Below are 25,893 nucleotides of genomic sequence, written 5' to 3'. Positions count from 1 at the left end.
GGCTAGCCCCGCACCGCCCCCGCCGTCAGCCCCGACACGAAGTGGCGTTGGAGGAGGACGTACACCACGACCACCGGGGCCGAGGCGATGACGACGCCGGCGAACAGCAGCGGGTACTGGGTGAGGAACTCGCCCTGGAAGTCCAGCAGGGCCAGCGGGAGCGTGCGGTGCTCCGCGGAGCGGACGAACAGCAGCGGGTAGAGCAGGTCGTTCCAGTCCATGACGAACAGGAAGATGGCGGTGGCGGCGAGGGCGGGGCGGGTGAGGGGCAGGGCGATCGAGCGGAAGGCCCGCAGGGGGCCCGCGCCGTCCAGCTCGGCCGCCTCGTACAGCTCCTGGGGGATGGAGCGCAGGAAGCCGCCCAGGATGAACACGGCCGTCGGCAGGGTCGTCGTCGTGTCCACCAGGACCAGGCCGAGCAGGCTGTCGGTGAGGCCGAGGCGGTCGAAGAGGACGTACTGCGGGACGATCGCCGCCTGCGCCGGGACGGCCAGGCCCGCCACCAGCACGCCGAAGACGAGCCGGCCGGCGCGGCCCGGCACCCGTGCGCAGAAGAACGCGGCCGGGCCCGCCACGGCGAGGGTCAGCGCGACCGCGCCCGCCGTCACGGCCAGGCTGTTGACGAAGGCCGGGCCGAGGCCGCCCTCGTCCACCGCGCGGCGGTAGTTGTCGAGGGTCGGCGCGGACGGCGGCGACAGCGGGGAGTCGAAGAGCTGCGGCAGCGTCTTGAAGGTGCCGAACAGCACGACCAGGAGGGGGAGGACGACGGCCGTGGCGCCCAGGGTGAGGACGGCGATCCGCGGGGTCTTGGTCATGTGGCCCTCCGCAGCGTCCGCCGCTGCACCCAGGTGAGCAGCGCGATCAGCGCCATGAACACCAGGGACTGGGCGGCCGCGTAGCCGAACTGGTTGTTGGAGAAGGTCGTGTAGACCCGGGTGGAGAGCAGGTCGAGGGCGGGTCCGGGAGGGTTGCCGCCCAGGCCCAGCACCAGGTCGAAGGCCTTGAAGGACTGCACGGTGGTGTACGCGACGACGATGCCCGTGGCGGGCGCCACCAGCGGCCAGGTCACGTACCGGAAGCGGGCCAGGCGGCCCGCCCCGTCCAGCTCGGCCGCCTCGTACAGCTCCCGCGGTATCGCCTGGAGCCCGGCGACGTAGACGACCATCATCTGGCCCGCGTGGAACCAGACCTGGGTGAGCGCCAGCCAGAACACGGCGGTGTCCGGGTCGCCGAGGTACACGGACTGCCAGGAGTCCAGCCCGACCGCTCGGAGGGCCGAGTTGAGCAGCCCGCCGTCCGGGTCGTACACGAACCGCCACACGAAGGCGACCGACACCGAGGACAGGACGGTGGGCAGGAAGAACAGCGCCCGCAGCAGGGTCGACGCCTTCGTCGTGCGGACCAGGTACAGGGCGAGGAGCAGCGCCAGGGCCGTCTGGGCGAGGACGACGGTGACCGTCAGCTTGAGGTTGTTCCCGGCCGCGTTGCGGAACACGTCGTCGCCGGTGGCGAGTTCGGTGAAGTTGCGCAGGCCCACGTCGTGGTAGCCGGCGCTGTAGCCGTCCCAGTCCGTCAGCGCGTACTGCACCGCCTGGACGGTGGGGTAGGCGAAGAAGAACAGGTAGAGGGCGAGCGCGGGCACCGGGAAGAACCACAGTGCCCGCGCCGCGCGCCGGCTACGACCGCTTCTGGTCGATGACACGCTGGGCCTCCTCGGCCGCCTGGGCCGGCTTCTTGCCGCCGACGACCGCGACGGTCGCGTTCTCGACCGCCGTGCGGATGTCGAGGTTCAGGAACTGGAAGCGCGGGGCGAGCAGGGTCTTGCGGGTGAGCCAGGGCGCGACGGCCTTGAGGTCGGTGTTGGTGTACTCGACGCCCTGGACGGTGACGTGCTGGCCGGTGCCGTTGGCGTAGGTGCCGGCGTTGGCCGGGTCGCTGAGGAACTCCAGGAAGGCGTAGGCGGCCGGCTGCACCGTGGAGGCGCTGTTCACCCCGAGGACGAAGGTGGTGTTGAAGACGCCCTCGTACTGGGCCTGCGCGGCCGTGGTGGTGATCGGGGCGACGAGGTCGAAGGGGAACGTCGCGCCGAGCGCGCGCACCCCGGCCATCTGGAAGGAGCCGGTGGCGAGCAGACCCGCCTTGCCCTCGGCGAAGAGCTGGGTGACGGCGTCGGTGGTGGATCCGGTGGCGCGGGCCTGGAGGTACGGGGTGAGTTCGGCGTACTGCTCCAGGGTCTTCAGGAACCAGTCGTCCGTCACCTTGTATTCGCCCGACTCGATCTTCGTGAAGGCGTCGTCGGAGGGCGCGTTGTTCATGACCATCGTGTTGAGCAGCTGGCCGGCGTTGGCCGTGTCGCCGCCCGGCCAGGCGAGCGGGGTGTAGCCCTTGGCCTTCAGGTCGTCCAGGAGCTGGAGGAAGCCGTCCCAGTCCTTCGGGGCGCTGCCGTGGCCGGCCTTGTCGAGGGCGTCGGTGTTGGCGAGCGGCATGTTGAAGACGAGCTGGTAGGGCAGCCCGTACTGGACGCCCTGGGCGGCGCCCGGTCCGATCAGGCTCGCCTGGTAGCGGGCGAGGACGCCGGTGCCGGTCAGCGGGGCGTACACGCCCGCCTTGACGATCTGCTCGAACTGGGCGCCCCGGAACGCGGTGAACAGGTCTCCGGTCTTCGACCCCTGGATGCGGCGCAGGGCGGTGGACTGGTAGTCGGCGGACGGGGAGATGTCCTGCTCGACGCCCGCGTCCGGGTACTTCTTCACGAACGCCTCGATCAGGCCGGCGAGGACCGCCTTGTCCTCGGCCCGCCAGTGGGCGAAGGAGACGGTGCCCTCGGGGGTGCCGGAGGTGGCGAGGGCGGAGGGGGAGGCGCCGGAGGCCGTGGATCCGGAGCCCGAGCCGGGTCCGGCGCACGCGGCGGCGGCGAGGCCGAGTCCGGCGGCGCCGAACAGGCGGAGAGCGGCTCTTCTGTCGAGGTACGAGGGCATGGCGGGGTCCTTGCGTCGGGGTGAACGAGGGTCAGGCGGCGAGGAGGTGCCGGCCGAGGAGCGGGCGGACGCACTCGCCGAAGCGGATCGCCTCCTCCAGGTGCGGCTGGCCGGAGAGGACGAAGTGCTCGATGCCGAGGGCGGCGTACTCCTCGATGCGCTCGGCGACCTGCTCGTGGCTGCCGACCAGGGCGGTGCCGGCGCCGGGGCGGACCAGGCCGAAGCCGGCCCACAGGTTGGGGTGGATCTCCAGGCGGTCGGTGCGGCCGCCGCTGAGCGCGGCCATCGCGCGCTGCCCGGCCGACTCGGAGGCGGCGAACCGCTCGTGCGCGGCCCTGATCGCCGCCGGGTCGAGGGTGTCCAGGATGCGGTCGGCCTCCGCCCACGCCTCCTTCGCGGTGTCCCGGCTGATGACGTGCAGCCGGATCCCGTACGACAGTTCCCGGCCCTGGGCGGCGGCGAGGTCACGCACCCGGGCGATCTTCTTCGCGACCGCGGCCGGGGGTTCGCCCCAGGTGAGGTACGTGTCCGCGTGGCGGGCGGCGACGGGCAGCGCGGCGTCCGACGACCCGCCGAAGAAGACGGGCGGGCGGGTCAGCGGCGGCCGGCGCAGGCGTCCGCCGCTGACCCGGTAGTGGGCGCCCTCGAAGTCGTACGACTCGCCCGTCCACGCGGTGCGCAGCAGGTGGAGGAACTCGTCGGTGCGGGCGTAGCGCTCGTCGTGGCCGAGGAAGTCGCCGTAGGCGCGCTGCTCGTCGGCGTCGGAACCGGTGACGATGTTCAGCAACAGCCGTCCGCCGGAGAGGCGTTGGTAGGTGGCGGTCATCTGGGCGGCCAGCGGCGGGGCGATGACGCCGGGGCGGAAGGCGACCAGGAACTTCAGGCGGGTGGTCTGCGGGACGAGGGCGGCGGTGGTGAGCCAGGAGTCCTCGCAGTCGCTGCCGGTCGGGGTCAGGACGGCCTCGAACCCGGCGGACTCGGCGGCCCGCGCGACCTGGGCGAGGTAGTCGAACGTGGGCGGGCGGGCCGTGGAGCGGGACTGGAGGGAGTCGCGGGCGGTCACGCCGACGACGGTGCGGTCGTCGCCGGTGGTGGGCAGGAACCAGTGCGTGCGCACGGTCATGGGGCTCTCCGACGGGAAAGGTGCAACGTTGCATCACGCCGACGGGAGAACGTCCCGGGCGTGGCTCGGCACAGGGGGGAGGAGCAGGAGAAGGAGGAGAAAGGCGCCGGTGGGAGGGCGCGCGGGTCAGCTACACAGCGCGGTGGCGACCCTGAGCAGGTCGACGTGCGCGCGCTTCACGAGCTCGACACCGGATTCCATGGGCCGGGACTATACACACCGTCGGCCGATGGCACGACGGCCGACCGGAATGCGGGCCGGCCGGCCGTCGTGGTCGCGCATCGGTGGTGCTCGGTTGTCGTGATCAGCGGTCGTGGTCGGTCGTCGTGATCAGCGGTCGTGGTCGGTCGTCGTGATCAGCGGCCGTGGTCGGTCGTCGTCATCGGCGGCCGTGGTCGGTCGTCGTCATCGGCGGCCGTGGTCGGTCGTCGTCATCGGCGGCCGTGGTCGGTCGTCGTCATCGGCGGGAGGTCACGGCCGCAGCGTGGGCTCGCGTTCCACGTCCCGCGCGTCCAGTCGGGCGTCGAACGCAGCCAGCGGCTCGGCCCGGTCGACGGCGGAGGGCGAGAGGCCGGCCCACTCCAGGATGCGGGCGGTGGCGAGGGCCTTCTCGTCGGGGACGAGGCCGGCGACGTTCGCGCCGTGGTTCATGCCGGGCGCCGTGAGGACGTAGGAGTCCTCGGCGCCGTCGCCGAGGCGGAACCGTTCGGCGCCCCACGGGTCGTTCTGGCCGTAGACGAAGAGCATGTGGCGGGCGTTGTGCCGCACCCAGGTGTCGACGTCACGCATCGCCCGCGGCTGGAAGCGCATCGGGATGGCGCGGGGGACGAAGTTGCGCGGGGGCTGGTAGCCGTAGCGGATGTACTCCTTCTCGATGTGCGGGAAGTGGATGGTGGGGGCGCCGAGTTGGGTGCCCGCCTGGTAGTAGTACGGCGTGTACGGCGACAGGCCCTGGTCGGTGTAGAAGGAGAACCCGGAGATCGTGTCGACCGAGGTCCAGATCTCGTCGTCGGTCGCGTGCCCGGCGTCCGCCGGGATCGTGTCGCAGTCCGACAGCAGGCTGTACTGCCAGAAGCCCCAGACGTAGTCGAGGACGACCGCCTCGTAGGCGCGGTCGAGGCTGCCGATGGTGTCGAAGGTGTAGCCCTCGGCGGCGGCGTACGCGGCGTACCTGCGCTCCAGGGGTTCGCGGCGCACGAGCGCCTCGCGCTGAACCGCCTCGAGGCGGTCGCGGCACTCCTCGGTGCCGACGCCGGCGAAGAAGCGGTCGTAGGCCGAGTCCTCGGTGTCGACGACGTCGTTGGGGGCGACGTACGCGACGACGCCGTCCATGTCCTTCGGGTAGAAGCGCTCGTAGTAGGTGGCGGTCATGCCGCCCTTGGAGCCGCCCGTGGAGATCCAGTTCTCGGGGTAGATGCCCTTCAGCGCCCGGAAGATGCGGTGCTGGTCGCTCGCGGCCTGCCAGATGTCCAGCTTGGACCAGTCGGCGGGGTCGGGGCGGGAGGGGGTGAAGAAGCGGTACTCCATGGAGACCTGGTTGCCGTCCACGATCTGGGTGGGCTCGCGGCGGCTGGGCGTGGTGGAGACGTGGTAGCCGCCGGTGTAGAAGACGGTCGGGCGGCTGACGTCCTTGTGCAGCACGGTGATCCGCTGCTGGAAGGTGCCCGCGGAGGGGCGCCGGTGGTCGATCGGCTGGGTGTAGGTCAGGACGAAGTAGCGGTAGCCGGGGTACGGCTTCTCCTCGGTCAGGCTCATGCCCGGTACGGAGAGCAGCCGGTCCTTGATGTCCGTGGCGTCCGGCGCGGCAGCGGTGGCCGCCCCCGCCGTGCCGCTCAGCGTGCCCATGAGCACGGTGAGCGCCAGCAGCCATCTGAGCGCGATGCGCATGCGCGTGCACCCTCCCTGTGAGACAGATGTGCGCCGGAAGCTATCGGAGCAACACCCGTCACACCAGAGGGGGTTGAGGCCAGAACCGGTCAGCGTGTCAGCCGTCAGCCGTCAGCCGTCAGCCGTCAGCCGTCAGCCGTCAGCCGTCAGCACAGGATCCAGCCCGAGCTGACCTCGGCGTGCCCGACCGAGCCCTCGACCCGCACGCAGCGGTGCCCGGCGTACACGTCGACCGGGCCGATGCGACGGGTCCGGCTGCCCTCCCGCCGTACCGCGCGGTGGCCGCGCGCCTGCACGCCGACCGACATCCGGGTGCGCGTGCCGGGGCGCGCCCGGAGGGTGAAGGCGCAGACGGAGCCGTTGCCGCGGTAGACGTGCACCGCGCCGGCCGAGAACGTCAGCGTCCGCGTCTTCCGGCCGGGGCAGGGCGATCCCGCGGCCTCGGCGCCGGCCGGTGTCGTCAGCGCGAGCAGGGCGGACGTGATCAGCACGGCCAGGGCGGCCGTCGGCCGCCGGCGGGTGGCACCCCTGTCCACGGTCCGTCCCCTTCCGCACGCCACGCATCGCCGTACTGGTGTACGGACGCACGGATGTACCCACGTACGGGTGTACGGACGCACGGCGTACGCCGGATGGTTGCGGAGCCGGGGTTGCCGGGCGCCGTCAGGACGCCGTGCCGACCGGCTCCCCCACGAAGGTCCGCCACAGCAGCGCGTACCGGCCGCCGAGGGCCAGCAGTTCCTCGTGCGTGCCGTCCTCGGCGACCCGGCCGTGGTCCATCACCACCACCCGGTCGGCGCGGGCCGCGGTGGTCAGACGGTGGGCGACGATCAGGGTGGTGCGCGCGCCGGCGCTCCCCGAGGGGTGGCGGTCGGACGACGGGTGGGCGCGGCGGCGGCCCGCGAGGCGGTCGGTGGCCTGGTTGACCTGGGCCTCGGTCGCCAGGTCCAGGGCGGCCGTGGCCTCGTCCAGCAGCAGGACGTCGGGGTCGACTAGTTCGGCGCGGGCCAGCGCGATCAGCTGGCGCTGCCCGGCGGAGAGGTTGCGGCCCCGCTCGGCGACCTCGTGGAGGTAGCCGCCCTCCAGCGTCGCGATCATGTCGTGCGCGCCGACCGCGCGGGCGGCCGCCTCCACCTCGGCGTCGGTGGCGTCGGGGCGGCCGTAGGCGATGGCGTCGCGGACGGTGCCGGGGAAGAGGTACGCCTCCTGCGGGACGACGCCCAGGCGGTGGCGGTACGACGTGAGGTCGAGACGGCGCAGGTCACGGCCGTCGACCAGCACCCGCCCGGAGGTGGGGTCGTAGAAGCGGGCCACCAGCTTCACCAGGGTCGACTTGCCCGCGCCGGTCTCCCCCACGAACGCGACGGTCTGACCGGCGGGGATCCGCAGCTCGATCCCGGTCAGCGCCTCCTCGGGCTCGTCGGCGGAGCCGTACCGGAAGTGCACGTCCTCGAAGGCGATCTCGCCGCGCAGGGAGGTGACCTCCAGCGGGTCGTCGGCGGTCCGGGTGGACGCCGGCACCCGCAGCAGCTCCTGGATGCGGCCCAGCGAGACCGTGGCCTGCTGGTAGCCGTCGAAGACCTGGGAGAGCTGCTGGACGGGGGCGAAGAACAGGTCGAGGTACAGCAGGTACGCCACCAGCGCGCCGGTCGTCAGGGTCGCCTCGTCGACCCGGCCCGCGCCGGCGACCAGGACGGCCGCCGCGGCCGCCGACGACAGGAACTGCACGAACGGGAAGTAGACCGAGATCAGCCGCTGGCCCCGGATCCGGGCCCTGCGGTAGCTGTCGCTGCGCTCGGCGAACCGGCGCCCGCCGTCCCGCTCGCGCCGGAAGGCCTGCACGATCCGCAGCCCGGCCACCGACTCCTGGAGGTCGGCGTTGACCGCCGAGACCCGCTCCCGGGCCAGTTCGTACGCCTTCACGCTGGCCCGGCGGAAGAAGTACGTGGCGACGACGAGCGGGGGAAGCGTCGCGAAGACGACGAGGGCGAGCTGGAGGTCGATCACCAGCAGGGCGGCCATGATGCCGAAGAAGGTGACCACCGACACGAACGCGGTGACCAGGCCGGTCTGGAGGAACGTCGACAGCGCGTCGACGTCCGTCGTCATCCGCGTCATGATCCGGCCGGTCAGCTCCCGCTCGTAGTAGTCGAGGCCGAGCCGCTGGAGCTGGGCGAAGATCTTCAGACGCAGGGTGTACAGGACCCGTTCGCCGGTGCGGCCGGTCATCCGGATCTCGCCGGTCTGCGCGGCCCACTGCACCAGGACGGCGAGCAGCGCCAGCAGGGAGGCCGTCCAGACGGCGGCCGTCGCCGCGCGGGTGACGCCGTCGTCGATGCCGTGCCGGATCATCACCGGCAGCAGCAGGCCCATGCCCGCGTCGACGGCGACGAGGCCGAGGCTGACCAGGAGGGGCGGGCCGAAGCCGCGCAGGAGGCGGCGCAGGCCGTAGGAGTCCTCGGGGGTGACCGCGCGGATCTCGTCGACGTCGGGGGTGTCGGTCGCGGGCGGCAGGGCGTCGACCCGGGCGAGCAGTTCCGGGGTGGCCGGCGTGCCGGACAGGGCCGTGTCCTTGGGCTCGCGGTCGCCGGTCCACAGGCGGGGGGTGACGCCGCGCTCGGCGTCGAACTCGGCGTCCAGTTCGTCCCGGACGGAGGTGTCCTCGCGGGGCGCGGCGGGCCGGGCGTGTCCGGGCGAGACGCCGCCCAGTTCGTCGGGGTCGGTGAGCAGGCGGCGGTAGAGCGCCGACCGCTCCTGGAGCTCCTCGTGGGTGCCGAGGTCGGCGAGCCGGCCGCCGTCCAGGACGGCGATGCGGTCGGCGAGGTTGAGGGTGGAGCGGCGGTGGGCGATCAGGAGGGTGGTGCGGCCCTCCATGACGCGGGCGAGGGCCTCGTGGATCTCGTGCTCGACGCGGGCGTCGACCGCCGAGGTCGCGTCGTCGAGGACGAGCAGGCGCGGGTCGGTGAGGAGGGCCCGGGCGAGGGCGATGCGCTGGCGCTGGCCGCCGGAGAGGGTCAGGCCCTGCTCGCCGACCTCGGTGGCGTAGCCCTCGGGCAGCTCGGCGATGAACCGGTCGGCCTGGGCGGCGCGGGCCGCGGCCTCGATCTCCTCGTCGGTGGCGTCGGGGCGGCCGTAGGCGATGTTGGCGCGGACGGTGTCGGAGAAGAGGAACGAGTCCTCGGGCACCAGGCCGATCGCCGCCCGCAGCGAGTCGAGGGTGAGTTCGCGGACGTCGTGGCCGCCGACGAGGACGGCGCCTTTGCCGACGTCGTAGAAGCGCGGCAGGAGCAGGGAGACCGTGGACTTCCCGGAGCCGGAGGAGCCGACGAGGGCGAGGGTCTCGCCGGCGCGGATCTCGAAGGTGAGCCCCTCCAGGACCGGGCCGGAGGCGCCCTCGTAGGCGAAGGAGACGTCGTCGAACTCGACGGTCGCGGGGGCGTCGGCCGGGAGTTCCTGGGTGCCGTCCGCCAGCGAGGGCTCGGTGTCGATCAGCTCCAGGACGCGTTCGGTGCCGGCGCGGGCCTGCTGGCCGACGGTGAGGACCATGGCGAGCATGCGGACCGGGCCGACGAGCTGGGCGAGGTAGGTGGAGAAGGCGACGAACGTGCCGAGCGTGACGTGCCCGCGGACGGCGAGCCAGCCGCCGAGCGCGAGCATCGCGACCTGGCCGAGGGCGGGCACGGCCTGGAGGGCCGGGGTGTAGCGGGCGTTCAGCCGGATCGTGCGCAGCCGGCCCGCGAAGAGCCGCCGGCCGACCTCCCGCAGCTTCCCGGTCTCCTGCTCCTCCTGCCCGAACCCCTTCACCACCCGGACGCCGGTGACGGCGCCGTCGACCACGCCCGCGACGGCGGCGGCCTGGGCCTGCGCGTACCAGGTGGCGGGGTGGAGTCTGGTCCGGCTGCGGCGGGCGATCCACCACAGGGCGGGGGCGACGGCGAGCGCGACCAGGGTGAGCGGCGGGGACAGCCACGCCATGATCACCAGGGAGATCAGGAAGAGCAGGACGTTCCCGATGGTCATCGGGAGCATGAAGAGCAGGCCCTGGATGAGCTGGAGGTCGCTGGTGGCGCGGCCGACGACCTGGCCCGTGGACAGCTCGTCCTAACGGCGCCCGTCGAGCCGGGTGATCGTCCCGTACATGTCGGTGCGCAGGTCGTGCTGGACGTCGAGGGCGAGCCGGCCGCCGTAGAAGCGGCGGACGTAGGTGAGGGCGTAGACGGCCAGGGCCGCGCCGATCAGGGCACCGGCCCAGGGGGCCATGGGGCGGCTGTGGTCGCCGATCACGTCGTCGATGATCACCTTGGTGAACAGCGGCACCACGGCCATGACGGCCATGCCGCCGAGGGAGGAGCCCAGGGCCAGGACGACGTCGGCCGGATGGCGCCACGCGTAACCCGCCAGTCTTCGTGCCCATCCCCGTTGCGCCGCCACGCCGGTGCCTTCCGTTCGTCCTGATCTTCCAGAAGGCACCAACGTGGACCGAAGCGGATTTCATCCCTCCGCAACAATTCGGCGGGGACGGGGGCCGGGGGAGGTGAAACCGGGGTGGGGTTCGGGGGGCGGGGTCAGACCCGTACCCGCAGGGAGTAGAAGCGGGTCGTCTGCGCCGCGTTCTGGTTGTCGTCGCTCACCAGCAGGACCTTCAGGGCGCCGCCGCTCCGGCCCGTGACGGCCATGCCCTCGATGTTGTCGAGGAGCGGGTTGGGCTGCGGCTGCTTGGCCGTCGCCCCCAGGGTCGGGCAGGTCACGAGGTCGGCGAGGAGGGTCTTGGAGACCGCGCGCACGCCGTCCTGGCCGGTCACGTTCTCGATGCCGCTGGTGTCGGTCGCCCGGCGCGGGTCGGCCAGGTACAGGCGGACGGTGTTGCCGACGCCCGAGGTGAAGCCGCGCTCCAGGACGAGCAGGCGGCCGTCGGGGATGGCCTGGACCTCCGGGACGCCGAGGCCGGCGTCGGCGCGGTAGGCGTACTGGGCGGCGAGCCGGAAGCCCGTGGAGGTGCGCGTCCAGGTCTGGAAGCGGACGGTGTCCGCGCCGTCGCCGGCCAGCGGGTACTCCATCGACGCCAGCAGGGTCCGGCCGCCGGGCAGCAGGGTCAGCCCCTCGAAGGTGCCGTTGGAGACGGCGCGGCCGGCCGGGGCGAGTCGGGGACGGGCAGGCGGTCGAGGATCTCTCCCGTGGCGCTGTAGCGGCGTACGGACGGCTCGGTCTCCGAGGTGATCAGGCGCGTGCCGTCCCGGTCGACGACCAGGCCCTCGGAGTCGAGCGCGGCGCCGCTCTCGTCGGCGAGCGCGACGGCCGACTCCGGCGCGAGCGTCCTCGCGTCCAGGCCGAGGAGGGCGGAGCGGTCGGAGAGGGCGGCCAGCGTGCCGTTCCGGTCCACCGCGAGCGCGGAGAGGTTGCCGACGTAGGTGCCCTGGTAGGTCGTCTTGTCGAGCGCGTCGGAGAAGCCGTCGAGGGTGACCGCGGGGGAACAGGCGTGGGCGGCGCCCGTGGGCCCGGCGCCGCCTCCGGTGCTCGTCGAGTGGGCGTTCGCGGGCCCGGCGGCGGAGAGGCAGGTGGCGGCCGCCAGGCCGGCAGTGAGGGTGGCGAGTACGGTTCGCAGGCGCATGGCCGTCACCGTAGGGCGGGTGGATGACGGCCGGTGGGACACACCGTTAATTCGTCAATGATCGGCGTGTGCGGGGCGGGTTCCCGTGATCTGGGGGGGCAGGGGCCCGTGATCTGCGAGGCGGGTTCCCGTGTGGGGGGCGGGTTCAGTAGGCCGCCAGGTCCTTGTGGATGACCTTGGCGACGCCCTGGATGGTGGTGATGCCGTAGTTCATCGTGCTGTTGCCGTGGGTGAGGACGGTGATGTGGTAGTCGTGGCCGCCGCCCTTGAAGGTGCCGACGCTGTGCACCCGCCAGCCGTGCGTGGCCCGCGACAGCCAGCCGTTCTTGACGTGCCAGGTGACCCCGGCGGGCCTCCCGTAGGGGGTGCCCCAGCGCTGCGTGGAGACGACCTGGCCCATCAGCTTGTTGACGTAGGCGCGCGAGGCGTCGGTGAGGACCGTGTTCTTGGCGGTGAGCAGCTTGAGCTGCTTCTGCTCGTCGGTGACGGTGATCCGGGTCAGGCCCCAGTAGCCGTTGGCGCCCGGCGTGGTCTGGGTCATCTTCGCGGCGGAGAGGAAGCCCTTGATCTTCGTCAGGCCGAGTTGCTTCCACAGGGTGGAGGTGGACGCGTTGTCCGACTTGGTGATCATGGCCGTGGCGAGGGTCTTCTCACGGCTGGTCAGCGCCCTGCCGTGCTTCTGCGCGTCCCACAGCAGTGCGGCGAGGACGGTGACCTTGACGACGCTCGCCGAGTCGTACGCGGTCGAGGCGCGCAGGGTGCAGGTGGTACCGGTGCTGCTGTCGTAGAGGCCGACGGCGACCGTGCCCTTGCGGCCCGCGAGGGCGGCCGTGATGTCCTTCTTCAGCTGGGCGGCCAGCCCGGCCTCGGCCGAGGTGCAGCTGACGGTGGGGGTGGCGGCCGCGGCGGGAGCGGCGGCCAGGACGGATATGGCGGATATGAGGATGCCGGTGCCGAGCGCTGTGGCGACCAGCCCTCTCCTGCCTGCGGAGGTCCGGTGAGTCATGCCAGGTTGACTCACACGGGCGAGCGAGAGTTGTCCTGGTGTTCCCGGGATCACGTTCTTGCCCCCGGACCGGGGGAGCCGGAGCGCCGGACCGGGCGGGGGAGCCGGACCGCCGGACGGGGCGGGGGAACCCGACCGCCGGACGGGGGCGCGGGGCCGGGGCGGGGCCGACGCGGGGCCGGGGCGGGGCCGGCACGGGGCCGAGGCGGGCCCCGGGCGGGCCCCGGGCGGAACCGGGGCGGAACCCAGGCGGAGCCGGCACGGGACCGGGGCGGAACCGAGGCAGGACCCCGGCAGGACCGGCGCCGGACCGGTTGCCAAAGCATGGGGAGGGCGTTACCGAGGCCTGTGCTGCTTCACAGGTGACGGCCAGCTTCGGCACAGCGGCCACTCACACCCGGCGGCCAGCATGCGGAGGGTGACATCTGCCACCGATCCCCTCCCCCACCCGACCGGGTCCGCCGGGTCCGCCGGGGCCGCCGGATCCGCCGAGTCCTCCGCCGGGCCGACCGCGCCCGACGCATCCGCGCCCGACGCACCCACGCCGGACGCATCCGTGCCCGGCGCGCCCGCGCCCGACGCACCCGCTGCGGCCACCGGCTCGCCGTCGTCGTCGACAGCTCCCGCGGCGTCACCGCCGGAGCGGGCCCCGCGCTGGTCGCTCCCCGCGCTGATCGCGATCATGGCGTTGGCGGCGGTGCTCTACTCCTGGAACCTCTCCGGCTCCGGCCTCAACAGCTTCTACAGCGCCGCCGTGCTGAGCGGCACGCAGAGCTGGAAGGCGTGGTTCTTCGGCTCGTTGGACGCGGGGAACTTCCTGACCGTCGACAAGCCGCCGTTCGCCCTGATGGTGATGGGCCTGTCCTGTCGCGTGTTCGGCTTCGGGACCTGGCAGATGATGCTGCCGATGATCCTGGTGGCCCTCGGGACGATCTGGATCCTGCACGACTCCGTGAAGCGGGTCTGGGGCCACGGCGCGGCGACGGTCGCCGCGCTGGTCCTCGCGCTCACCCCGATCACGGTCGCCATCAACCGGGACAACAACCCCGACACGCTGCTGGTGTTCCTGATGGCGGCCGGCGTGGCGCTCGCCCTGCGGGCGGCGCACGGCGGCAAGGTGCTGCCGCTGCTGGGCTCGGCGGCCTGCTTCGGCCTCGCCTTCAACACCAAGATGCTCCAGGGCTGGATCCCGCTGCCCGCCGTCTTCGCGGTGTACCTGTACGCGGCGAAGCCCCGCCTGGTGAAGCGGATCGTCAACCTGCTGCTCGCGGGCGTGGTGCTCGCGGTCAGCAGCTTCTGGTGGGCGGCGGCGGTCTCCCTGGTGCCGGCCTCCGAGCGGCCCTACATCGGCGGTTCGACCGACGGCAGCGCCTGGGACCTGATCATGGGCTACAACGGCCTCGGCCGGGTCCTCGGCGGCGAGGGCAACGGCGGGGGCGGAGGCGGCGGGGGCGGCGGCTTCTCCGGGACCGCCGGCATCGGCCGCATGTTCAACGACGTGCTCGGCGGCCAGATCTCCTGGCTGCTGCCCTTCGCGGGCATCGCCCTGGTGGCCGGCCTCGTCCTGTGCGGGCGCCGCGCGCCGCGCACCGACCTCACCCGGGCCGCGCTGCTGCTGTGGGGCGGCTGGACGATCCTGCACTACCTGACCTTCAGCATGGCCGAGGGCACCATGCACCCGTACTACACGACCGCGCTCGCCCCCGGTATCGCGGCCCTGTGCGGGGGCGGCGGCGCGATGCTGCTGCGCGCCTTCCGCGCCGACAAGCGGTGGGCGTGGGTGCTGCCGCTCGCCCTCGTCGTCACCGCGGTCTGGGCGATCGTGCTGCTGCGCCGGGCCGACGGCTGGAACACCTGGCTGTGGCCGGCGATCGGCGTGGTGATGGCACTCGCCGTCGCGGGGCTGCTGGTCTTCCGCTTCCGTTCCGGCGGGCGGCTGCGGCTGCTGGCCGCCTCCGTGGCGGCGGCGGTCGTCGCGGCGGTGGCGGGTCCGGCGGCGTACGCCTGGTCGGTGCCGTCCGGCTCCGGCGGCGGCATGGGCGGGACGAACCCGACGGCCGGTCCCACGACGGGCAGCGGCGGCTTCGGGGGCGGCGGCGCCGGCGGCCGGGGTGGTTTCCCGGGCGGCGGCACCGGCGGCCCCGGCGGCACGCAGCAGGGCGGACAGAACGGCCAGGCCGGCGGTCAGGCCGAGGGCGGCTTCCCCGGCGGCGGCGAGATGCCGGGCGGCGGTCAGATGCCGGGTGGCGGCGGTGAGATGCCGGGCGGCGGCACGCCCCCGAACGGCACCTCCGAGGACGGCACCTCCGGCGGCACGCAGCCCGGCGGCGGCACGGGCGGCGCTCCCGGCGGCGGAGGCATGGGCGGCGGCGGCATGGGCGGCGGCGGCATGGGCGGCGACACGAGCAGCGAGCTCATCTCGTACCTGAAGAAGCACCAGGACGGCGCCACGTGGCTGCTGGCGGTGTCCGGTTCGCAGAGCGCCGCGCAGCTCATCCTCAGCAGCGGGGAACCGGTCATCTCCATGTGGGGCTGGACCGGCAGCGACAAGGCGATGACGCCGGCCCGGCTCAAGGAGCTGGTGAAGAGCGGCAAGCTGCACTACATCCAGATCGGCGGCCAGGGCATGGGCGGCCGCAGCGGTGACTCCAGCCTCAGCTCCGAGGTGACGGAGTGGGTGCAGAAGAACGGGACGGCGGTCGAGGAGAGCGAGTACAGCAAGAGTTCGACGTCGAACTCGTCGAGCTCGTCCGGTTCCAGCACCGGCTCCGGCACCGGCTCCGGCACCGCGCAGGACGCCCAGTCGAACACGTCGACGATTTACCGCCTGGACCCCTCGGACGTCAGCTGACGGACCCGAACCCGAACGGCCCTGACGGCCCTGACGGCCCCCGACACACCGGTCGGGGGCCGTTTCGTGTGTCAACTCGCGTAGAACACGCCCGACTTGCCGGACCTCGTCACGCGATCGACATGCCGGATTCATTTACAAGGCCTCATGTCCATGCCACTCTCCCCAGTGCCGCCTCCAATCAACCCGCGTAGATGGGAACCCCCACATGCTGGCGACACGACGGACACCCCGATGGAAGCCGGTGGCACTCGCCACCGCCGCGGTACTGGCCGGTCTCTCCACCCCCCTGCTGACCGCGCCCCCGGCCGCGGCGACCACGACGGCCTACGACTCGACGTACTACAAGAACGCGATCGGAAAGACCGGCACCAGCCTGAAGTCCTCGCTGCACACCATCATCAGCAGCCAGACGAAGATCTCGTACTCGGCGGTCTGGGACGCCCTGAAGGCCACCGACCAGGACCCGAACAACAGCAGCAACGTGATCCTGCTGTACAGCGGTGTCTCCCGGGCCAAGTCCCTCAACGGCGGCGACGTCGGCGACTGGAACCGCGAGCACGTGTGGGCCAAGTCCCACGGCGACTTCGGTGAGGCGACCGGGCCCGGCACGGACCTGCACCACCTGCGCCCCGCCGACGTCCAGGTCAACAGCATCCGCGGCAACCTGGACTTCGACAACGGCGGCAGCACGGTCACCAACGGCGGCGGCAGCCTCGTCGACTCCGACTCCTTCGAGCCGCGCGACGCCGACAAGGGCGACGTGGCCCGCATGATCCTCTACATGGCCGTGCGGTACGAGGGCGACGACGGCTGGCCCGACCTCGAGCCCAACGAGAAGGTCGGCAACGGCAGCAACCCGTACATCGGCAAGCTGTCCGTGCTCAAGCAGTGGAACGACGAGGACCCGCCGAGCGCCTTCGAGGAGAAGCGCAACCAGGTCATCTACGACACCTACCAGCACAACCGGAACCCGTTCATCGACCACCCGGAGTGGGTCGAGGCGATCTGGTAGACGGCATGCGGCCGGCTGAACTCCCCGTGGCACGACGAGGAGTTCAGCTCTTCCCCGAAGCCGGCGGTTCCCGTCCCCCTCTCTACGTAAGAGCTTGGGTAATTTCCCCGATGGATCCGGGGCCGCGCTTTGCCATGGTGGTGACGCCGTCGGGGCGGACGGGCCGGCACTCAGGGGAGAGAGCGTGGAATTGTCTCGAACAGCCAAGGTCGTGCGTGCGGCGAGATGGGGTGCGGGTGCGGTGCTCGTCCTCGGCTCACTGGCCGGGTGCGGCGGCGGGGACGGGAAGGCGTCCGCCGACACCGCAGGCACACCGACGGCCGCTGCCGAAACGGCGAACGGGCCGGGCGACTACCGTCCGCCGACGGACCTCTGCCCGCATCTCGACTTCGGCCCGCTGACCGCCGCCGTCGCACCGGCGGACGGTGCGCCGAAGGGGCAGCAGACCGGCTCCGATCCGGCGGAGGGCAGCGGCGCCGCCTGCCTCCAGGGCTTCGGGGGGACCGGGACGGGCGCGAACGGCCGTTCCGTCGTCTACTGCACCGCGTGGAAGGACGTGGCCACCGCGATCAAGCAGTACGAGTACGTGCTGTCCTCGGCGTCGAAGGAGGCCCCGGGCACGGTGGCGCAAGTGCCGGACCTCGGCGACGAAGCCTTCCGCTACGAGAGCACCGAGGAGGCCGCGTTCCCCGGCGACCTCCGGCTGGTGGCCCGGGACAGCAACCTCGGGTGCGAGGTCCAGGTGCAGAGCCTGACCCTCCTGACGGCCCAACAGGTCACGGCGGCCTGGCCCGCCATGGCGGAGACCGTGCGAGCGCTGCTGCCCAAACTGGGTTCCTGACCGGCGGCGCAGCGGCCGGCCCGGCCGTCGGCCCGGCCGTCGAACCGGGCGGCGAGCGGGCCGGACGAAGGCGGCCGCGGGCGCTTCCTCACTCTCCTCCCTCGCCCAGCGGCCGGACCACTGCCCCCGTCCGCACGGCATCGGCGAAGCGTCACGGGCCGGACGTCGGCTCCCGTAGCCCCGGGGAAGCGCCCCTCACCCCGCATGCGTCGGAGCGAACAGCCGCAGCACCACCGGGAGCACGACGACCGAGGGGCCCGGCGAGGCGAGCGCCTCGGCCAGGTCCTGCTCCAGGGTGCCGGGGGCGGTCTGCACCGCCGGCACCCCGAACGACTCGGCCAGCGCCACGAGGTCCGGGCGGGTCGGCCCGGTCGCCGCGGCCTGGCCGGGGGCGCCCGTCAGGGACATGCCGGGGATGCCGTGGCCGCCGTCGTCCACCACGATCCAGGTGACGTTCAGGCCGTACTGCCGGGCCGTCGCCAGTTCGGCGACCGAGTACAGCGCGCCGCCCGCGCCCGACACCGCCAGCACCGGGCGGGTCGGGTCCGCCACCGCCGCGCCGAGGGCCGCCGGGAAGGCGTAGCCGGGGCCGCCGGCGCCCTGGGCGGAGTGCATCCGGTTGGGGCCCTTGGCGTCGAAGGCCGACCACGCCCAGGAGGTCAGGACGGTCATGTCCCAGAAGGACGGGGAGTCGGCGGGCAGCGCCCGGCGCACCGACGCCAGCACCTTCTGCTCCACGGTGAGGTCCTGGGCGGCGATGCGGTCGGCGACCCCGGCGAGCAGGGCGCGCACGCGCTCGGGGGCCGCGGGGTCCTCGCGCTCGGTGACCGTCTCCAGCAGCGCCTGCAAGGCCAGGCGGGCGTCCGCGTGGATGCCCAGGGCCGGGTGGTTGGACTCCAGCTTGCCGAGGTCCGCCTCGATCTGGACGATCCGGCCCCGGGGCCGGAAGGTGTGGTGGTTGGACGACAGCTCGCCCAGCCCGGAGCCGACCACCAGCAGGACGTCCGCGTCCTCCAGGAAGTCCGTCGTGCCGCGGTCCTCCAGCCAGGACCGCAGCGACAGCGGATGCGTCCAGGGGAACGCGCCCTTGCCGCCGAACGTCGTCACGACCGGCGCCCGCAGCAGCTCCGCGAGCCGGCGCAGCTTCTTCGAGGCGTCCGCCCGGACCACGCCCCCGCCCGCGACGATCGCCGGGCGGGCGGCCTTCGACAGCAGGTCGGCGGCGACCGCCGTGAGCTCGGGGCGCGGCACCAGCTCCTCCGGGGTCGCGTCCACACCCGTCACCACCGGGATCGGCGTCGGCGCCCGCAGGACGTCCTGCGGGATCTCCACCCACACCGGACCGTGCGGTGCCGTCAGCGCCGACTTCCAGGCCTCCGCGATCGCGGAGGGGATCTGGGACTGGGTGCGCGCGGTGTGGACCGACTTGACCACACCCCGGAACGAGGCCGCCTGGTCGGGGAGCTCGTGGAGGTAGCCGTGGCGCCCGCCGCCGAGCCCCGCCGCCGGGATCTGGCTGCTGATCCCCAGCACGGGAGCCGAGGCCGCCGCCGCCTCCTGGAGGGCGGCGAGCGAGGTCAGCGCGCCCGGCCCCGCCGACAGCAGCAGCGGGGCCGCCTCGCCGGTGATCCGGCCGTAGGCGTCCGCCGCGAAGGCGGCGTTGTTCTCCGCCCGCAGGCCGACGTACCGCAGGTCGGAGCGGCGCAGGGCGTCGGACAGGCCGGGGGCGGGCCGGCCGGGCAGGCCGAAGACGGTCGTCGCGCCGAGCCCGGCCAGGGTCTCCACGACCAGGTCCCCGCCGGTGCGGCCCGGGGGCGGGTTCAGGGCGGCCTGCGCCTGGGCGGCGGTCGGACGGAGCACCAGGTCGTGGTCGTGGGTCACTGCGCGCGGGCCTCCGCAATCCGACGGGACGTGATCGTGGTCTGTTCGTACGCCGTGCGGGACGCGGCCACCTGCGCGGCCCACCGACGTGATCTCCGCGTGATCGTACGCGGGGGCGACCTCGACGGCGTCGGCGCATCGCCTCCGTCGCCGCCGTCGCCGCCGTCCTGCCCTCTCTCCTGACCGGCGAGCACCGGTCTCCTGACCGGCGAGCACCGGAGCAGCATCGGAGCGGCACAGGCGCGGCACAGGCACGGCACAGGCGCGGCGGCGCAGGAGCGGGCGCTCGTCGGCCCTGGTGCGTCTGCCGCCGGGGCCGCGCCGGAAGCGGTCGCGCCGCGGCTCGGCGGGGAGCCGTGGCACGGGCCGCGGCGGGCCGGACGCCGTGGCCGCCTCCGGGCCGGGCCCGGCCCCGGAGGCCCGCCGCTGACCGGCCGCGCCGACGCGTCGCCGGGGTCCTCCTCCCGCCGGCCGGGAGCGGGCCGCGCGTGCCGGGGCGGGCGGGGCGACGGTGGCGGACCGGGGCGGACGGGGCGAGTGACCCGCGTCCCAGCGTCCGGAACTGCGGGTACGCCCACAGACGGCTGCCCCACAATGGACTCCATGCCGATACCCGGGACCCCCAGCCGCGCCGAGCTCGTCGACCACCTCGTCAGGACCCGTATCGCGGGGGACGTCGCCACCCCGCGCGAGAACAACCTCTCCCACTACCGTCAGCTGGCGAACGGTGTCCGCAACTTCTGGCTCGGGCTGGAGCTCGGCGACCGCTGGACCGACGAGCAGGACGTGCTCGCGGTGATGGCGGAGCGGGTCGGGGTCAACGACGACCCCGAGTACCGCTACGGCCAGGACACCATCGATCCGGATCTGACGGTCGACGCCCTGGACCGGCTGGCGGGGCGGCTGCGCAAGGCGGCCGAGGACCGGCAGCGGGTGCTGTTCGCCACCGGCCACCCGGGCGGTCTGCTCGACGTCCACCACGCCACCGCCGCCGCCCTGCGCGCGGCCGGCTGCGAGATCGTCGTGATCCCGGACGGGTTGCAGACCGACGAGGGGTACGTCATGCAGTTCGCGGACGTGGCGGTGCTGGAGCACGGCGCCACCCTCTGGCACACCCATTCGGGCGAGCCGATGCGGGCGATCCTGACCGCCCTGGAGCACCAGGGCCGCCCGCTGCCCGACCTGGTCGTCGCCGACCACGGCTGGGCGGGCTACGCCGGACAGCACGGCGTGGACTCCGTCGGGTACGCCGACTGCAACGACCCGGCCCTGTTCATCGCCGAGGCGGAGGGCACCGTGCAGGTGACGGTCCCGCTCGACGACCACGTCGTCAGCCCGCGCCACTACGACCCGATGACGGCGTATCTGCTGGCGGAGGCGGGCCTGGCGTAGTCGGCCGGTCCGGCAGGGACCCCCGGCCGGCGCCGGGAGAGCGCGCAATGCGCGGCCCTTTCGGGAGCCGCGCATCGCGCCGTCTCGGATGTCGGATCAGCGGCCGCCACCATGGCCGCCGCCGCCATGACCGCCGCCGCCGTGGCCACCGCCATGACCGCCGCCGCCGTGGCCACCGCCGTGGCCGCCGTAGCCGCCATGGCCGTTGTCGTGGTCGCCGTGGTCGCCACGACCGTTGTCGTGGTCGTAGCCGCCGTAGCCGCCGTGGCCGTAGCCGTTGTCGCAGTCGTCCCACCACGAGTCGTCGTCGCAGTAGTAACTGTGGCTGTGGCCGTTGTGGTCGTTCGCGGAAGCGGTGCCCGCTGTGCCCACCGCGATACCACCGGCCATGAGCAGCCCTGCGGCGGACGCCGCAGCAAGACGCTTGGCGCGTTGTACTCGCATGAGGATTACCTTTCGCTCCATCGTCTCCCGCGCTCCTCCGGCGGAGGAGGGCGGGAATGGATGGCCGCAGCCGCAAACGAAGTTGCGACAGGGTCTTCCGGTATCACCGCACCGGGAGCACGGTCTCGGCCGCCGACGCCTCCAGGCCGCCCGTCGCTGTTCGCGGGCGATCGCTGTGGCCTTGGTCCGCTCGGATCGGGAACCGGCCGGCCGGGCGTGCCGTGCATGCGGCGTTCACTCATTGAGACTAGTGCCGCCCCGGCAGATCGGCATCTCGGACGGCCCTCGGACGATCAGCCGTGGCCCGCCGCGCCGGCCGGTCACCGCGGGACCCGGACCACGCCCTCCTGGATCACCGAGACGGCGAGCCGTCCGTCGCGCGTGTAGATGCGGCCCTGCCCCAGGCCGCGGCCGCCGTACGCCGACGGCGACTCCTGGTCGTACAGCAGCCAGTCGTCGACGCGGAACGGGCGGTGGAACCACATGGCGTGGTCGAGGGAGGCGCCGACGACGTCGCCGACCGCCCAGCCGCCGCGGCCGTGCGCGAGGAGGATCGAGTCCAGCAGCGTCATGTCGGAGACGTACGTGGCCAGGACGACGTGCAGGAGCGGTACGTCGACGGCGCCGCCGAGCTTGCCGTTGGTGCGGAACCAGACCTGTGAGCGCGGCTCGCGCGGCTCGCCGAACCGGCCGAACGGCGGCTCGTCGACGTAGCGCAGGTCGATCGCCTGACGGGCCTCCAGGAACTTCTCGACGACGGCCGGGTCCAGATGGGCGTAGCCGCGCAGGCGGTCCTCGGAGGTGGGCAGGGTCGCCGGGTCCGGCGCGGGCGGTATCGCGGCCTGGTGGTCGAGGCCGTCCTCGTACGTCTGGAAGGACGCCGACAGGGTGAAGATCGGGCGGCCGTGCTGGACGGCGACCGCGCGGCGGGTGGTGAACGAGCGGCCGTCGCGGATGCGCTCGACGTTGTAGACGATGGGCGCGCCCGGGTCGCCGGCGCGCAGGAAGTACGCGTGCAGGGAGTGGGCGTGCCGGTCCGGGGGGACCGTGCGCCCGGCGGCGACCAGCGCCTGGGCCGCGACCTGGCCGCCGAAGACGCGCGGGACGACGGCGGAGCGGGACCGGCCGCGGAAGATGTTCTCCTCGATCTGCTCGAGGTCGAGCAGATCGAGGAGATCGTGCAGTGCCTGGCTCATGGGGACTTTGTACCGGGCGGCGGGTGCGGCCGGGTTACAGGCCCATGTCCTTGGCGATGATCGTCTTCATGATCTCGCTGGTGCCGCCGTAGATGCGGTTGACCCGGTTGTCCGCGTAGAGGCGGGCGATCGGGTACTCGTTCATGTAGCCGTAGCCGCCGTGGAGCTGGAGGCAGCGGTCGATGACGCGGTGGGCGACCTCGGTGCAGAACAGCTTGGCGCTGGCGGCCTCGGCCGGGGTCAGCTCACCGGCGTCCAGGGCCTCGGTGGCGCGGTCGGCGACCGCCTCGGCGGCGTCCACCTCGGCCTGGCAGGCGGCCAGCTCGAACTTGGTGTTCTGGAAGTGGGCGACCGGCTTGCCGAAGACGGTGCGGTCCTGCACGTACTGCTTGGCGAACCGGACGGCGGCCTTGGCCTGCGCGTAGGCGCCGAAGGCGATGCCCCAGCGCTCGGAGGCCAGGTTGTGGCCGAGGTAGGAGAAGCCCTTGTTCTCCTCGCCGAGGAGGTCCTCGGCGGGCACCTTGACGTCGACGAACGCCAGCTCGGCGGTGTCCGAGGTGCGCAGGCCCAGCTTGTCCAGCTTGCGGCCGATGGAGTAGCCCTCGGACTTGGTGTCCACGGCGAACAGGGAGATGCCGAAGCGGCGGTCCTCGGCGGTCGGCGCGGAGGTCCGGGCGCAGACGATCACCTTGTCGGCGTGCACACCGCCGGTGATGAAGGTCTTGGCGCCGTTGAGGACGTAGTGCGTGCCGTCCTCGGACAGCTTGGCGGTGGTCTTCATGCCCGCGAGGTCGGAGCCGGTGCCCGGCTCGGTCATCGCGATGGCCCACATCTCCTCGCCGGAGACGAACTTCGGGAGGAAACGCTTCTTCTGCTCGTCGGTGGCGAGCATCTTGATGTAGGGCAGGGCGAGCAGCACGTGCACGCCGGAGCCGCCGAACTGGACGCCCGCGCGGGCGGTCTCCTCGTAGAGGACGGCCTCGAACTTGTGGCTGTCCAGGCCCGCGCCGCCGTACTCCTCCGGCACGTTGATGCCGAAGATGCCCAGCTCGCCGAGCTTGTAGTAGAACTCGCGCGGCGCCTGGCCGGCCGCGAACCACTCGTCGTAGACCGGCACGACCTCGGCCTCGATGAAGGCGCGAAGGGTCTCCCGGAACGCTTCGTGATCCTCGTTGAACACCGTACGGCGCACGCCGCCACCTCCACGTACCTCGGCATGTCTAAGCGCTTGCTCAGAGCACACGGTACCGATGGGTAGGGATCGCCGTCCAGACCGCCGGCCCACTTCCCGCCGTAACGCTCGTCACGCCGGACGGCGGCGGACGGCAGCGGTGGCACACCCCACGGTCCCCGCCTCACCCGCCCGGATGCACCGCCGCCGCCAAGGCGCCCCGGGCCATCCGGTGCAGCAGCTCCGCCGTGGCCCCGCGGCCGGGCAGGGAGCCGGCGCGGCCGAGGTGCGGGGTGGAGTTCAGCAGGCCGAACACGGAGTGCACCGCCGACCGGGCGGCCGGCTCCGCCAGGTCCGGGTACGTCTCGCGGACCACGCCCACCCACAGTTCCACGTACTGCCGTTGCAGCTGGCGCACCAGTTTGCGGTCGCTGTCGCGGAGGCGGTCCAGCTCCCGGTCGTGCAGGGTGATGAGGGGCCGGTCGTCGATCGCGAAGTCGATGTGGCCCTCGATGAGGGAGTCGAGGAGCGCCTCGGGGCCGACGCCGTCGGCCTCCTGGACGCGGCGCCGGGCGCCGCTGAGGAGCCGGCCGCTGATGCCGACCAGGAGCTCCGCCAGCATCGCGTCCTTGCCGGGGAAGTGCCGGTAGAGACCGGGGCCGCTGATGCCGACGGCGGCGCCTATCTCGTCCACGCCGACGCCGTGGAACCCGCGCTCGGCGAAGAGGCGCGCGGCCTCCTTGAGGATCTGCTCGCGTCGGGTGGGGGCGTCGGTTCTGGTGGCCATGGCGGCAATTGTAGACAGGGCGGTTAGCGGTCGTTAACCTGAGGGGACATGCGTTAACGCTCATTAACAAGGTGAGGGGACCGCAGGATGGAGCAGGCACCGGAGCTGACGAGTGCGGACGACCCCGCGTCGGAGGCCTGGCGGGCCAACGAGGAGGCCCATCTCGCCCTGGTGGAGGAGCTGCGCGGCAAGCTCGCCGCGGCCCGGCTCGGGGGCGGCGAGGCGGCGCGGGCACGGCACACCGCGCGCGGCAAGCTGCTGCCGCGGGACCGGGTCGACACCCTCCTGGACCCGGGGTCGCCCTTCCTGGAGCTGACGCCGCTCGCCGCCGACGGGATGTACGAGGGGCAGGCCCCGGCGGCCGGGGTGATCGCCGGGATCGGCCGGGTCTCCGGGCGGGAGTGCGTCGTCGTCGCCAACGACGCCACCGTCAAGGGCGGCACGTACTACCCGATGACGGTGAAGAAGCACCTGCGGGCGCAGGAGGTGGCGCTGGAGAACCGGCTGCCGTGCCTGTACCTCGTCGACTCCGGCGGCGCCTTCCTGCCGATGCAGGACGAGGTCTTCCCCGACCGCGACCACTTCGGAAGGATCTTCTACAACCAGGCCCGGATGTCCCGCGCCGGCATCCCGCAGATCGCCGCCGTCCTCGGCTCGTGCACGGCGGGCGGGGCGTACGTCCCGGCGATGAGCGACGAGGCGGTCATCGTGCGGAACCAGGGGACGATCTTCCTCGGCGGGCCCCCGCTGGTGAAGGCCGCCACCGGTGAGGTCGTCACCGCGGAGGAGCTGGGCGGGGGCGAGGTGCACTCCCGGACCTCCGGCGTCACCGACCACCTCGCCGAGGACGACGCGCACGCCCTGCGGATCGTGCGGACGATCGTCTCCACCCTCCCGGCCCGCGGGCCGCTCCCCTGGGAGGTGCGGCCCGCCGTCGAGCCGAAGGCCGACCCCTACGGGCTGTACGGCGCCGTGCCGGTCGACTCCCGCACCCCCTACGACGTACGGGAGATCGTCGCGCGGGTCGTCGACGGCTCCCGGTTCGCCGAGTTCAAGGCCGAGTTCGGGCCGACCCTGGTCACCGGCTTCGCCCGGATCCACGGCCACCCGGTGGGGATCGTCGGCAACAACGGCATCCTGTTCTCCGAGTCCGCCCAGAAGGGCGCCCACTTCATCGAGCTGTGCGACCAGCGCGGGATCCCGCTGGTGTTCCTCCAGAACATCTCCGGCTTCATGGTCGGCCGGGACTACGAGGCCGGCGGCATCGCCAAGCACGGCGCCAAGATGGTGACCGCCGTGGCCTGCACGCGCGTGCCCAAGCTGACCGTCGTCGTCGGCGGGTCGTACGGCGCCGGCAACTACTCCATGTGCGGGCGGGCCTACTCCCCCCGCTTCCTGTGGATGTGGCCGAACGCCAAGATCTCCGTCATGGGCGGCGAGCAGGCCGCCTCCGTCCTCGCCACCGTCAAGCGGGACCAGCTCCAGGCGCGCGGCCAGGAGTGGCCGCCGGAGGAGGAAGAGGCCTTCAAGGACCCGGTCCGGGAGCGGTACGAGCGTCAGGGCAGCGCCTACTACGCCACCGCCCGGCTCTGGGACGACGGTGTCATCGACCCGCTGGAGACCCGCCAGGTGCTCGGCCTGGCCCTGACCGCCTGTGCCCACGCGCCCCTGGGAGAACCCGGGTTCGGCGTCTTCCGGATGTGAGGAGGGGAC

The 25,893-nt window shown here is 72.9% G+C and carries 18 protein-coding genes and 2 pseudogenes; 5 read left to right on the top strand and 15 right to left on the bottom strand.

Annotation, left to right across the window (positions count from 1 at the left end; all coding sequences use genetic code 11):
* Positions 1-2: 2 nt before the first annotated feature.
* The 10 genes and pseudogenes from ACZ3KJ_RS01115 to ACZ3KJ_RS01070 form a co-directional block, all read right to left on the bottom strand.
* On the bottom strand, positions 3-815 hold the full coding sequence (locus tag ACZ3KJ_RS01115) for a carbohydrate ABC transporter permease (protein ID WP_467523641.1): 813 nt from the start codon (positions 813-815) through the stop codon (positions 3-5).
* Complete coding sequence (locus ACZ3KJ_RS01110) at positions 812-1,702, bottom strand: carbohydrate ABC transporter permease (RefSeq protein WP_467523640.1); 891 nt, start codon at positions 1,700-1,702, stop codon at positions 812-814. Before ACZ3KJ_RS01110 ends, ACZ3KJ_RS01115 begins: the two co-directional genes overlap by 4 nt.
* On the bottom strand, positions 1,677-2,978 hold the full coding sequence (locus ACZ3KJ_RS01105) for an ABC transporter substrate-binding protein (protein ID WP_467523639.1): 1,302 nt from the start codon (positions 2,976-2,978) through the stop codon (positions 1,677-1,679). Before ACZ3KJ_RS01105 ends, ACZ3KJ_RS01110 begins: the two co-directional genes overlap by 26 nt.
* 31 nt (positions 2,979-3,009) lie before the next feature.
* On the bottom strand, positions 3,010-4,101 hold the full coding sequence (locus tag ACZ3KJ_RS01100; RefSeq protein ID WP_467523638.1) for an LLM class flavin-dependent oxidoreductase: 1,092 nt from the start codon (positions 4,099-4,101) through the stop codon (positions 3,010-3,012).
* A gap of 126 nt (positions 4,102-4,227) precedes the next feature.
* Entirely contained in the window at positions 4,228-4,302 is a 75-nt protein-coding gene (locus tag ACZ3KJ_RS01095) for a putative leader peptide (RefSeq protein ID WP_385062605.1), read from the bottom strand.
* A 270-nt stretch (positions 4,303-4,572) separates the two neighbouring features.
* Positions 4,573-5,988 (bottom strand): S28 family serine protease, encoded by a 1,416-nt coding sequence (locus ACZ3KJ_RS01090; protein WP_467523636.1) that lies wholly within the window; start codon positions 5,986-5,988, stop codon positions 4,573-4,575.
* A 146-nt stretch (positions 5,989-6,134) separates the two neighbouring features.
* Positions 6,135-6,524: a hypothetical protein gene (locus ACZ3KJ_RS01085; protein ID WP_467523635.1), complete on the bottom strand. Its 390-nt coding sequence runs from the start codon at positions 6,522-6,524 to the stop codon at positions 6,135-6,137.
* A 127-nt stretch (positions 6,525-6,651) separates the two neighbouring features.
* Positions 6,652-10,419: pseudogene (locus ACZ3KJ_RS01080) on the bottom strand (ABC transporter ATP-binding protein).
* A gap of 134 nt (positions 10,420-10,553) precedes the next feature.
* Positions 10,554-11,596: pseudogene (locus tag ACZ3KJ_RS01075) on the bottom strand (esterase-like activity of phytase family protein).
* 145 nt (positions 11,597-11,741) lie between these two features.
* The gene (locus ACZ3KJ_RS01070; RefSeq protein WP_467523634.1) at positions 11,742-12,602 is read right to left on the bottom strand and encodes a serine hydrolase; all 861 of its coding nucleotides are present in this window, start codon (positions 12,600-12,602) and stop codon (positions 11,742-11,744) included.
* 418 nt (positions 12,603-13,020) lie between these two features.
* Here ACZ3KJ_RS01070 and ACZ3KJ_RS01065 point away from each other — a divergent pair, with 418 nt between their 5' ends.
* The 3 genes from ACZ3KJ_RS01065 to ACZ3KJ_RS01055 all read left to right on the top strand — a co-directional run bounded on the left by ACZ3KJ_RS01065 (position 13,021) and on the right by ACZ3KJ_RS01055 (position 17,309).
* Positions 13,021-15,453: an ArnT family glycosyltransferase gene (locus ACZ3KJ_RS01065; RefSeq protein WP_467523633.1), complete on the top strand. Its 2,433-nt coding sequence runs from the start codon at positions 13,021-13,023 to the stop codon at positions 15,451-15,453.
* 208 nt (positions 15,454-15,661) lie between these two features.
* A complete protein-coding gene (locus ACZ3KJ_RS01060) occupies positions 15,662-16,468 on the top strand; it encodes an endonuclease I family protein (protein ID WP_467523631.1) in 807 nt (268 codons plus the stop codon).
* Between the two features lie 211 nt (positions 16,469-16,679).
* Positions 16,680-17,309 carry a hypothetical protein gene (locus ACZ3KJ_RS01055; RefSeq protein WP_467523630.1) on the top strand — a complete coding sequence of 210 codons (630 nt, stop codon included), beginning with the start codon at positions 16,680-16,682 and terminating at the stop codon, positions 17,307-17,309.
* A 195-nt stretch (positions 17,310-17,504) separates the two neighbouring features.
* On the opposite strand, the gene ACZ3KJ_RS01050 is transcribed toward ACZ3KJ_RS01055, so the two are convergent.
* On the bottom strand, positions 17,505-19,190 hold the full coding sequence (locus ACZ3KJ_RS01050) for a thiamine pyrophosphate-binding protein (RefSeq protein WP_467523629.1): 1,686 nt from the start codon (positions 19,188-19,190) through the stop codon (positions 17,505-17,507).
* A gap of 603 nt (positions 19,191-19,793) precedes the next feature.
* Here ACZ3KJ_RS01050 and ACZ3KJ_RS01045 point away from each other — a divergent pair.
* Positions 19,794-20,582, top strand: a complete 789-nt coding sequence (locus tag ACZ3KJ_RS01045) for a phosphatase (RefSeq protein WP_389512683.1) — start codon at positions 19,794-19,796, stop codon at positions 20,580-20,582.
* A 96-nt stretch (positions 20,583-20,678) separates the two neighbouring features.
* Here the strand turns inward: ACZ3KJ_RS01045 and ACZ3KJ_RS01040 are convergent, their stop codons facing one another.
* The 4 genes from ACZ3KJ_RS01040 to ACZ3KJ_RS01025 form a co-directional block, all read right to left on the bottom strand.
* Entirely contained in the window at positions 20,679-21,026 is a 348-nt protein-coding gene (locus tag ACZ3KJ_RS01040) for a hypothetical protein (RefSeq protein ID WP_467523628.1), read from the bottom strand.
* A 320-nt stretch (positions 21,027-21,346) separates the two neighbouring features.
* A complete protein-coding gene (locus tag ACZ3KJ_RS01035) occupies positions 21,347-22,222 on the bottom strand; it encodes an acyl-CoA thioesterase (protein ID WP_467523626.1) in 876 nt (291 codons plus the stop codon).
* Positions 22,223-22,256: 34 nt separating this feature from the next.
* Positions 22,257-23,414 carry an acyl-CoA dehydrogenase family protein gene (locus ACZ3KJ_RS01030; RefSeq protein ID WP_467523624.1) on the bottom strand — a complete coding sequence of 386 codons (1,158 nt, stop codon included), beginning with the start codon at positions 23,412-23,414 and terminating at the stop codon, positions 22,257-22,259.
* A 163-nt stretch (positions 23,415-23,577) separates the two neighbouring features.
* Positions 23,578-24,180 (bottom strand): SACE_7040 family transcriptional regulator, encoded by a 603-nt coding sequence (locus tag ACZ3KJ_RS01025; RefSeq protein ID WP_467523623.1) that lies wholly within the window; start codon positions 24,178-24,180, stop codon positions 23,578-23,580.
* An 87-nt stretch (positions 24,181-24,267) separates the two neighbouring features.
* Here ACZ3KJ_RS01025 and ACZ3KJ_RS01020 point away from each other — a divergent pair, with 87 nt between their 5' ends.
* Positions 24,268-25,884: a carboxyl transferase domain-containing protein gene (locus ACZ3KJ_RS01020; RefSeq protein ID WP_467523621.1), complete on the top strand. Its 1,617-nt coding sequence runs from the start codon at positions 24,268-24,270 to the stop codon at positions 25,882-25,884.
* The last annotated feature ends 9 nt before the right edge of the window (positions 25,885-25,893 follow it).

The organism is Streptomyces sp. NPDC003248 (assembly GCF_055563235.1).
This window is presented reverse-complemented; position numbering and strand designations above follow the sequence as displayed.